General features: G+C 63.0%; 9 protein-coding genes. 5 read left to right on the plus strand and 4 right to left on the minus strand.

Annotated elements, in window-relative coordinates:
- Nucleotides 1-2,922 (plus strand): transcription-repair coupling factor (mfd, locus tag Q0349_RS04620; protein ID WP_298079708.1); only part of this gene is annotated, 2,922 nt, incomplete at its 5' end.
- Nucleotides 2,923-3,027: 105 nt separating this feature from the next.
- On the opposite strand, the gene Q0349_RS04625 is transcribed toward mfd, so the two are convergent.
- Nucleotides 3,028-4,398, minus strand: coding sequence for a Na+/H+ antiporter NhaC family protein (locus Q0349_RS04625; RefSeq protein ID WP_298079709.1), 1,371 nt, complete (start codon nucleotides 4,396-4,398; stop codon nucleotides 3,028-3,030).
- A gap of 276 nt (nucleotides 4,399-4,674) precedes the next feature.
- Between Q0349_RS04625 and Q0349_RS04630 the strand changes: the two genes are divergently transcribed.
- Genes Q0349_RS04630 through Q0349_RS04640 form a run of 3 tightly spaced genes read left to right on the plus strand, consistent with a single transcriptional unit; the run spans nucleotide 4,675 to nucleotide 7,320 of the window.
- On the plus strand, nucleotides 4,675-6,411 hold the full coding sequence (locus Q0349_RS04630) for a bifunctional anthranilate synthase component I family protein/class IV aminotransferase (RefSeq protein WP_298079710.1): 1,737 nt from the start codon (nucleotides 4,675-4,677) through the stop codon (nucleotides 6,409-6,411).
- Between the two features lie 2 nt (nucleotides 6,412-6,413).
- Nucleotides 6,414-6,938, plus strand: a complete 525-nt coding sequence (locus tag Q0349_RS04635) for a helix-turn-helix domain-containing protein (RefSeq protein WP_298079711.1) — start codon at nucleotides 6,414-6,416, stop codon at nucleotides 6,936-6,938.
- Between the two features lies 1 nt (nucleotide 6,939).
- Nucleotides 6,940-7,320 (plus strand): VOC family protein, encoded by a 381-nt coding sequence (locus Q0349_RS04640; protein ID WP_298079712.1) that lies wholly within the window; start codon nucleotides 6,940-6,942, stop codon nucleotides 7,318-7,320.
- A 59-nt stretch (nucleotides 7,321-7,379) separates the two neighbouring features.
- On the opposite strand, the gene Q0349_RS04645 is transcribed toward Q0349_RS04640, so the two are convergent.
- From Q0349_RS04645 to pckA, 3 genes are all read right to left on the minus strand, one after another.
- Nucleotides 7,380-7,817 (minus strand): helix-turn-helix transcriptional regulator, encoded by a 438-nt coding sequence (locus Q0349_RS04645; protein WP_298079713.1) that lies wholly within the window; start codon nucleotides 7,815-7,817, stop codon nucleotides 7,380-7,382.
- Entirely contained in the window at nucleotides 7,814-8,038 is a 225-nt protein-coding gene (locus Q0349_RS04650) for a hypothetical protein (protein WP_298079714.1), read from the minus strand. Before Q0349_RS04650 ends, Q0349_RS04645 begins: the two co-directional genes overlap by 4 nt.
- Before the next feature lie 106 nt (nucleotides 8,039-8,144).
- Nucleotides 8,145-9,740, minus strand: a complete 1,596-nt coding sequence (gene pckA / locus Q0349_RS04655) for a phosphoenolpyruvate carboxykinase (ATP) (protein WP_298079715.1) — start codon at nucleotides 9,738-9,740, stop codon at nucleotides 8,145-8,147.
- Between the two features lie 194 nt (nucleotides 9,741-9,934).
- Here pckA and Q0349_RS04660 point away from each other — a divergent pair, with 194 nt between their 5' ends.
- Complete coding sequence (locus tag Q0349_RS04660; RefSeq protein ID WP_298079716.1) at nucleotides 9,935-10,348, plus strand: TIGR01244 family sulfur transferase; 414 nt, start codon at nucleotides 9,935-9,937, stop codon at nucleotides 10,346-10,348.
- Nucleotides 10,349-10,466 lie beyond the last annotated feature (118 nt).

The raw sequence follows: 10,466 nt of genomic DNA on the forward strand, positions 1-10,466 counted from the left end.
CTCATCCAGCGCCTCAATGACGCGGGCTACCAGCGCAGCGCGCACCACATCAGCGGCAAAGGCGAATACGCTGCGCGCGGCAACATCGTCGATCTCTACCCAATGAACGCTGCCGACCCTATCCGCCTCGAATGGTTCGACGACCAAATCGACAGCATCCGCACCTTCGCCGTCGCCGACCAGCGCACCCTGGAAAAACTGAGCAGCATCAGCATACTGCCGCGCAGCGAGCTGGACCTTTCCGACGCCGGGCGCACCTGTTACCGCCAGAACGCCCGCCTGCACTACGGCGAAAAAATCACGAACAGCCCGCTCTACCAACAAATCAGCGACGGCCAGACGCCGCAAGGCCTCGAATACTACCTGCCGCTGTTTTACGACGACACCGCGACCCTGTTCGACTACCTGCCGCAAAACAGCCAAATCCTCACCTGCGACGACCTGCCCGCGCTGCTGGAACAACACGCCAACTGGTGCGAACAGCGCTACCGCCGCACCAACCCGCTGCGGGAAAACCGCCTGCTGCCGCCGGACGCGCTTTGGCTGACGCCTGCCGAGACGCTTTCCCGCCTCGCCGCCCTGCCCGCCGTCCCCTACCAAGAATACGCCGACGCCATCCCCTTCACGGGCGACGCGCGCGCGCGCGAACAATACTGGCAGGAAATCATCGACCAGGGCGGCGATCTCACCCTGCACTTCCCCAGCGAAGGCAGCCGCGAACAATGGCAGGAGCGCCTTGGCGCACGCGGCCTCGCCCTGCATTACGCTGTCTCGCCCAACCGCCACAGCTTCCGCGACGGCGCTGCCGTCCACCTCGCCGAAGCCGACCTGCACACCACCCCGGTCGCGCAAAACTACCGCCAGAGCCGTAGCCGCGACCCCGCCGCCCTCATCCGCAGCCTGCAAGACTTGAGCCCCGGCACCGCCGTCGTCCACGCCGACTTCGGCGTTGGCCGCTATCAGGGACTGGAAAAACTCGAAGCAGACGGCGACGAACTCATCGCCATCACCTACGCCAAAGGCGCCAAACTCTACGTCCCCACCGCCGACATCGACCTCATCACCCGCTACGGCGGCAGCGACCCCGACAACGCGCCGCTGCACGAACTCGGCGGCAAAAGCTGGCAGACCGCGCGGCGCAAAATCCGCGACAGCCTGCACGACACCGCCGCCGAACTGCTCGCCCTCTACGCCAAACGCGAAGCCACCGCCGGCATCACCATCGCCCACGATCCCGCCGCGCAAGCCGCCCTCGCCGCCGAATTCCCCTTCGCCACGACGCCCGACCAACAGGCGGCGATAGACGCGGTGCTCGCCGACCTCGCCCGGCCGCAGCCGATGGACCGCATCATCTGCGGCGACGTCGGCTTCGGCAAAACCGAAGTGGCGGTACGCGCCATCCATGCCGCCGCCAGCGCGGGCTATCAAGTTGCGCTCATCGCGCCGACGACGCTGCTCGCCGAGCAGCACTACCACAACCTGCAAGACCGCTTCGCCAACCACCCGCTCACCATCGACAGCCTGAGCCGCTTCAAAAGCGCGGCGGACGCCAAACGCGCCATCGAGCGCTTAAAAGCAGGCGGCACCGACCTCATCATCGGCACCCACCGCCTCTTGCAAAAAGACATCGCCTTCAAAAACCTGGGGCTGGTCATCATCGACGAAGAACAGCGCTTCGGCGTGCGCCACAAAGAACAACTGAAAAGCCTCAGAAGCGACACCAACCTGCTCACCCTCACCGCCACCCCCATCCCGCGCACCCTCAACTTGGCGCTGAGCGGCCTGCGCGACATCAGCATCATCGCCACCCCGCCCGCCGGACGACAAAACATCCAGACCATCCTCGCCGAATGGGACATCGACACCATCCGCGACGCCTGCGAACGCGAACACCGCCGGGGCGGACAAACCTACATCCTGCACAACGACATCGACAGCATTGAGCGCATCGCCCGCCTGCTGCAAGACGCCCTGCCGGAGCAGCGCATCGCCATCGGCCACGGGCAAATGCGCGAGCGCGAACTCGAACACCTGATGCAAAACTTCCAGAACCGCCACTACGACATCCTCATCGCCACCACCATCATCGAGAGCGGCATCGACATCCCCAACGCCAACACCATCATCATCAACCGCGCCGACAAACTCGGCCTGTCGCAACTGCACCAACTGCGCGGGCGGGTCGGCCGCAGCCACCACCAAGCGTATGCCTACCTCATCACCCCCCACTGGAACACCCTCGGCAAAGACGCGCAGCGGCGGCTCGAAGCCTTCACCACCCTCGACAGCCTCGGCGCGGGATTTCTGCTGGCGAGCCAGGACCTGGAAATACGCGGCGCGGGCGAAATCCTCGGCGACGAACAAAGCGGGCAAATCCAGCAAATCGGCATCAGCTACTACCTTGACCTGCTGGAGCGCAGCATCGCCGCGCTGAAAAACGGCCAGACCGCCGACCTCGACCCGCCGCGCAGCACCATCGAACTGGGCGTCCCCGCGCTCCTGCCCGACGACTACGTTTACGACCCGCAAGAGCGCCTCGTCCTCTACCAGCGCCTGGCACAAAGCAAAACCGACGCCGAACTACAAGATCTGGCCGCCGAACTCATTGACCGCTTCGGCAAACTGCCCGCGCCCGCGAAAGCGCTCATCGCCCGCACCCGCCTCAAACAGCGCGCCGAACCACTTGCCGTTGAGCACATCAGCATGAGCGAACGCGAAACCCGCATCCGCTTCGCCGACCCGACGCGCATCAACCCCGAACCGCTGCTGACCCGCATCCAGAACGACCCCGCCCACTACCGCCTGCAAGGCAACAGTGCCATCAGCCTGCACTACCCCGCCGCCACCGAAAAAGAACCGACAGCGGATTGGGACACCCGCCTCGCCGAGCTTGAAGCGCTGCTGGCAGAAATCGCGCCATAACCCTGCCCGTCAGTAGGGTGTGCCGCAGGCACGCACCGCCCACAAAAAACGCCGCATCATGCGGCGTTTTTTTAAGGGTAGGGTGGGGCTTGCCCCACCATGGATTTACAGCACCAGCGCCGCAATCCAGCCCGCGAGCAGCAGCGGGATGTTGTAGTGGATGAAGGTCGGGATGACCGTATCCTTGATGTGGTTGTGCTGACCGTCGGCATTGAAGCCCATCGTCGGGCCGAGGGTGGAATCGGAGGCGGGTGAGCCGGCATCGCCGAGCGCGCCGGCGGTGCCAATGAGGGCGACGGTGGCGAGCGGTGAAAAGCCCATATGCGCGCAAATCGGCACGTAGATGGCGGCGATAATCGGCAGGGTGGAGAAGGAGCTGCCGATGCCCATCGTCACCAGCAGGCCGACGACGAGCATGGCGAGCGAGACCAGCGCGCGGCTTTCGCCGAAGAAGGCGACGCTGTCTTTCACCAGCGGCTCAACGCCGCCGCTGGCGTTCATCACTTCCGCGAAGCCGTTGGCGGCAATCATGATGAAGGCGATCATGCTCATCATGCGGATGCCGCTGTTGAAGACGGTATCGGCCTGTTGCCAGTGGATGACGTGCGTCACCATGAAGATGGCGAAGCCAATGAGACCGGCGAGGATGAGCGAGCCGGTGTATTTCTGCGCGAGGAAGGCGGCGATGACGGCGACGAGAGCGACGCAAATGTGCAGCGGCTTGATTGGCACCTGTTCCGCCGCGCCTTCCACCGGCAAGTCCTGATAATCGCGCGGTTTGCGGTAGCTGTAGAAGATGGCGATGGCGAGCCCCGCCACCATGCCGAGCGCGGGAATGGCCATCGCCTGGTAGATGTTCACCCCCGAGACGTCCATGCCGAACTTGGTGATGTTGCCGAGCAGGATTTTGTTCAAGAAGATGTCGCCGAAGCCATAGGGTACGAACATATAGGTGCAGACCAGGCCGAAGGTGACGGTGCAGGCGAGCAGGCGGCGGTCGAGCTTGAGGCGGTTCATCACCAGCAACAGCGGCGGCACCACCAGCGGGATGAAGGCGATGTGAATCGGCACGAGGTTTTGGCTCATGATGCTCATGGCGAGCAGGGCGATGATGAGCAGCCATTTGATGCCGCTGCCCTTGCCATGCTTGGCGCGGCCGATGATGAGATTCGCCATCGCCTGCGACAGGCCGGAATAGGAAATGGCGACGGCGAACGCGCCCAGCACCGCATACGACAGCGCGGTGGTGGTACCGGCGGCGATGCCTTCTTCAAAGACCTTGACCAGATATTTCAGCTTGAGCAGGCTGTCCGGTTCGGTGACGCCCGCGTCGGGGAAGGCGGCGAGGATGGTTTCCGCCGGGATGTCAGCGACCATGCCGCCGATGAAGGCGCTGATGATGAGGCTGAAGACAACGTGGACGCGCGCCAGCGAGAGAATGAGCATCAGGCAGACGGCGAGGACAACGGGGTTCATGGTGAAGTTCTCCTGGTGAATGAAGCGGACGGGTGAGTGTAGCGGGATTTTTGCCGGATGACGGGATTTTTTGCCACGCGCGGGCAATAGCGCCACAAAAAAGCCACCCTCGCGGAGAGGAATACCCATGAGATAGCTATATAGCCATCCACCGAAAGTTTCAGACAAGGCGCGTTGTCGAAGACAGTACGCGGTTGTACGGCGAGACAACGCAACACAGTATGAGGCTTTCGGCGGATAGCTATAATCAGCGCCCTCGCCACACCGCGCACGACCATGCCCTACCTCCTCCTTGACGACGCCCGCGCCGGGCGCGCCCGCCTTTACCGCGACCACATCCGCCGCGAAACCCTCGCCGCTGCTGATATTGACCAGCTCGATACGCTATTAGCACGCGGTTGGGCGGACGGCCTGCACGCCGCGTTGCGCATCCCTTACGAATTTGGCGTTGCCCTGATGAAACTCGCCGCCACCGCGCCGCCGCTCGTCCTCGACTGGTACGCCCGCCTTGACCATCTGCACGGCGACGCCATTGATGCCTGGCTGCGCAGTCGGCACGACGGCGCACCCGCCGGCCTGCTCGACCTGCGCTTTGACACCGACCGCGCCGCTTATGCCCGCACCATCGCCGCCATCCACGAACTCATCCGCGCCGGCAACACCTACCAAATCAACTACACCCTGCGCGCGACCGCCGCAAGCTACGGCAATCCCGTCGCCCTCTATCAACGCCTGCGCGCGCTGCAACCCGCGCCCTACGCCGCGCTCGCCTGGCATCCCGCCGACGGCCACACCCTCTGCCTCTCGCCCGAACTGTTCCTCGCCCGTGACGGCGACCACCTCCACACCCTGCCGATGAAAGGCACGGCGCGCGCCGCGGGCGACATCGCAGCGGCAAAAGCGGCGCTCGCCCGCGACCCGAAAAACCGCGCCGAGAACACGATGATTGTTGATTTACTACGCAACGATTTGAGCAAAATCGCGCGCCCGCATGGCGTGAGCGTCAGCGACGCCTTCCACGTCGCCCAACACGGCGAAGTGCTGCAAATGACCAGCCGCGTCAATGCCCACCTGCGCCCCGGCACCACGCACGCCGCCATCCTGCGCGCCACTTTTCCCTGCGGCTCGATTACCGGCGCGCCGAAACGCATCACCATGCAATACATCGCCGCGCTGGAGGGCAGCCCGCGCGACCTCTACACCGGCGCGCTCGGCTACATTGAGCCGGACAAAATGCGGCTGAACGTCGCCATCCGCACCCTGCAAATCACCGACGGCCACGCCCGCTTCGGCGTCGGCTCCGGCATCACCATCGACAGCGATGCCGACGACGAATACCGCGAATGCCAACTCAAGGCTGCCTTCCTCCGCCACCCGCCGGACATCGGCCTCATCGAAACCCTGCGCGTCGCCGACGGCGTACCGCAACACCTCGACGCCCACCTCGCCCGTCTGGCAAACAGCGCCGCGTCGTTTGGCCTGCCCTGCGACAAAGACGCGGTGCGTATGGCGGTCATGGCGCGCTGTGCGGGTGCAAACAGCACCCACCGCCTGAAAATCACCCTGCCGCGCGACGGCACGCCGCAGCTTGACCTCGCCCCGCTTGACCCCATCGCGCGCGACGTCCTTGTCCTCGAACACCCAGAAGCGCTGCCCGACCGCGACCCGCTACGCCGCCACAAAACCACGCACCGCGCCCATCTCGACCGCATCTGGCAGGCCGCCGTTGCCGCTGGCGCGTTCGACGCGCTGCTTTACAACGAAAGCGGCTACCTGCTTGAAGGCGCGCGCAGCAGCGTCTTTCTGCAAATTGACGGCGCCTGGCACACCCCGCCGCTCGCGCTCGACATCCTGCCCGGCATCGCCCGCGCCCGCCTCCTCGCCAACCCGGCACTGATCGGCGCGACCCACATCGCGGAAACCCGCCTAACCCGCGCCGACGTCGCCCGCGCCGACACCCTCCTCCTCACTAACAGCCTGCGCGGCATCCTCACCGCCCGCCGGATTGCCTGACCATGACCGTCCCCCTCGCCACCATTTGCGCCCACATCCGCGCGACCCTGCCCGACTGCACCCCGGCGAGCGTCGCCGCGCATTTCGCTATGAGCCGCTTCCACCTGAGCCGCCGCTTTCACCGCGAAACCGGCCTGCCGCTGCGCGACTACATCGCCGCGCTGAAAATCGAACAGGGCATCGCCGCACTGGTCGCACAAAAGCCGGTTATTGACTCGCAACTCGACGCCGGACACGAAAGCGTCGCGACCTACAGCCACACCTTCCGCGCCGCGACCGGTATTGCCCCGCCCATTACCGCGACCAAATTGCCGCCTACAGCGCCGCCCTTTCTGCCGAACTCGCCTGCCCGCAGCCGCGCGCCTTCAGCTATCACGGCTATGCGCCACAACAACACCCGCAGCCACGGGTGCTCACCGTGCGCATCTGCGGCGGTGAGGCGCGGCACGCCGTCTTCGCCGGCCTCTTTCCCGCGCCCATTCCGCGCGGCGCTATCCTGCCGCTCCCTAATCCACAACAGGAGCTGACATGAAAAACCCCGCCCACTGGTTCACCCTCTACGTGCGCGATCTGGCGCGCGCCAAAGCCTTCTACGAAGCCGTTTTCCAGATTCGGCTGGAAGATTTGCCCGTTGCAGGCACGGAGGCACGCTACGCCACCTTTCCCGGCGACAACAGCGCGCCCGGCTGTAGCGGTATGCTCTGCCACGACCCGCAGCAGCCCTTCACCCCCGGCAACAGCGTCCTCCTCTACTTCGGCTGCGACGACTGCGCGATTGAGGCGGCGCGCGCCGCGCAACACAGCGGCAAAGTACTGACGGGCAAGACGTCCCTCGGCAGCAATTACGGCTTTGATGCTGTGATTGAAGACAGCGAAGGCAACCGCATCGGCCTGTATTCGCCGCAATAAACGTTCGCCCGGATATGGAAAAGCCACCCCCGCAAGGGTGGCTTTTTTATGCGTGCGATTTAGACGCGCGTGACATCCAGCTGGGTCTGCGCCAGCTGGCCATGCTGGTAAAGCCAGGCGGCAACTTCCGGCCAGGAATAAAGCGCCGTGCTGCCGGTCACGCCATACATCGGCAGCGGAAACGCTTTGCCGCGTTTGCCTTTGGCGTAGTTGGAGAGCGCCGCCCGTGTCAGTCCGGCGCGTGTTGCCATTTCTGTCAACGTAGCAATGCCGGATTCTTGCAGGATGAGATCGTGAAATCCGGCACGGTGAATGTCGGCAAACGCACTATGTACGGCGGTTTTGGCGTCTGCCGCTTCGCGGTCAAATTCCAGATAGAGGATGCGATCGCGCCAGCACACCAGTGCGTCATCACATCCCGCTTCATAAAGGCGATCTTCGATATTGGTGCTGTCAGCGGCATCGCGAATGACGATGGTGAAGTGGTAGGTATTCATCTGTCCTCCCTGCATTCGTTTACTTTGCGGATGATTTGTTTGGCATGATTTTCGGGGTTTTTAGGCGTACACCAGATACTCATCTGGTGTTCGGTGTGGCCTTTGCGACAGCGCAAACGGCAGAAAGCGTGTGCCGATTTGCCACTGGAGACGATTTCCCATCCGTGCTGCATGGCATATTCCAGCGCCGTCCGGATATGTTTGTCGGGATGCTTTTTCATGGCGTTATCTTAGCGTAGCCGTTTACCAGACGAAACACTCACGGCGTTTCCATGAGAAAAGCCACCCTCGCGGGTGGCTTTTCTGCGTAACGGAAGCGGAAGCAAATTACGCTTTCGGTGCGGCGGCTTTTACTTCTGCGCTGGCGCCGTCGGCAAATTGTTCGAAGTTGTCGTTGAACATTTTTGCCAGTTTCTTCGCTTGCGCATCGTAGGCGGCTTTGTCTGCCCAGGCGTTGCGCGGTTTCAGGATTTCTGAAGGCACGTTCGGGCATTCGGTGACGACGGCAAAGCCGAAGACCGGGTCGGCTTCGGTCGGCATTTTCGCCAGTGCGCCGCTGTTGATGGCGTCAATGATGGCGCGGCTGTATTTCAGCTTGATGCGTTCGCCGACGCCGTAGGCACCGCCTGCCCAGCCGGTGTTAATCAGCCAGACGTTGGTGTTGTGTTTTTTCATTTTTTCGGCGAGCAGCTCGGCGTATTTGGCCGGGTGCCAGACCATGAACGGCGCGCCGAAGCAGGCGGAGAAGGTCGCTTCCGGCTCGGTGACGCCCACTTCGGTGCCGGCGACTTTGGCGGTGTAGCCGCTGATGAAGTGGTACATCGCCTGCGCCGGACTGAGTTTGGAGACCGGCGGCAGTACGCCGAAGGCGTCGCAGGTGAGGAAGACGATGTCGGTCGGCTGGCCGGCCTTGCAGGGGATGCGCGCGTTGCTGATGTATTCGATCGGGTAGCTGGCGCGGGTGTTGCTGGTCAGCGGGGTGTAGTCGTACTGGACGACGTAGTGTTCGTCGTAGGCGACGTTTTCCAGCACGGTGCCGAATTTGATGGCGCCGAAGATTTCCGGCTCTTTTTCGGCGGAGAGGTCGATGACTTTGGCGTAGCAGCCGCCTTCGATGTTGAAGACGCCGTCTTCGGTCCAAACGTGTTCGTCGTCGCCGATGAGGTTGCGGTTCGGGTCGGCAGAGAGTGTGGTTTTGCCGGTGCCGGAGAGACCGAACAGCACGGCGGAGCGCTCGCCGCCTTGTTCGGCGGTGGCGGAGCAGTGCATGGAGAGTTCGCTCTGTTTCGGCATGAGGTAGTTCATGATGGTGAACACGCCTTTTTTCATCTCGCCCGCGTATTCGGTGCCGAGGATGACCATGTCTTTGTCTTCAAAGGAGAGCGAGACGGAGGTGGTGCTGGTAACGCCTTCAACGGTGCGGTCGGCGGGGCGGTGCCCGGCGTTGTAGATGACGTAATCCGGCTCGCCGAAGTTTGCGAGTTCCGCATCGGTCGGACGGATGAGCATATTGTGCATAAAGAGCGCGTGGTACGGGCGGGTGGTGATGACGCGCACTTTCAGGCGGTATTTTTCGTCCCAGCCGGCGTAGCCGTCCAGCACGTAGATGTTTTCTGCTTCATTGAGGTAGCGCACCGCCAGCTCGCGGTTGGCCTTGTGTGAAGCGGCGGCAAAGGGGATGTTGATTTTGCCCCACCAGATGTCGTTTTCGGAGGCGGGGTTTTTGACGATGCGTTTGTCTTTCGGTGAACGTCCGGTTTTTGCGCCGGAGAAGGAAATCAGCGCGCCGGTTGAGGATATGGCGGAATCGTCCTTCGCTTCCAGCGCCAGTTTGTAGAGCGCGGAGGGGGAAAGGTTGCGGAAGGCGCGTTTGTGAATGCCGATAGAGAAAAGGTCAATGGTATTGGGGGTTTGGACTGCCATAGATGTTCACCTTGGTTTTAGAAGTGTGGATTTCAACCCTGTCCGTGTGGATTTTCGTGCAGGATTGGCGAAATTATAGTCGTGTTGCTGCGGCATGAAAAGTGAATGACCGGCGTGATAGTAAAAATTTTTGCCTATTTTCCGGCCACCCGCCCGCGCTATCATCAGCATTTTCACCAACCCCGGAGAGACCGATGAAAATGCTCAAACCCGCGCTTTATGTCAGCGCACAAATCCGCGCCGAAGACCTGCCTGCTTTGCAGTCGCAGGGCATCGCGCAAATCATCTGCCACCGCCCCGACGGCGAAGCGCCAGACCAGCCCGCCTTTGCCGACATCGCCGCGGCGGCGAACGCGCTTGGCATCCGCACGCTGCATTTGCCGGTCGCGGGCGGGCAGTTCCCGCCAGAGACCGTCGCCGCCACACGCGACGCGCTCAAAGGCGGCACGCCGACGCTGATGTTCTGCAAAAGCGGGATGCGCAGCGCTACCGTCTGGGCGCTGGGCGAAGCGACGGCAGGCGGCAACGCCGATGAAATCCTCGCCCGCGCCGCCGCCTGCGGTTATGACCTCGCACCGCTGTTGGCGCAATTGCGGGCGCTGGCATAACCCCTGCCGTTTACATACACCTTTCCCCGCTATCGTGTATGTAAACCGCCTATCCCCCTGTGGGAAAGGGGACGGGGGTGGGGTGCGCCTGCATACCTCGATGTCCATGCAACACTTC

The organism is uncultured Cardiobacterium sp. (assembly GCF_938028185.1).
GTDB lineage: Bacteria > Pseudomonadota > Gammaproteobacteria > Cardiobacteriales > Cardiobacteriaceae > Cardiobacterium.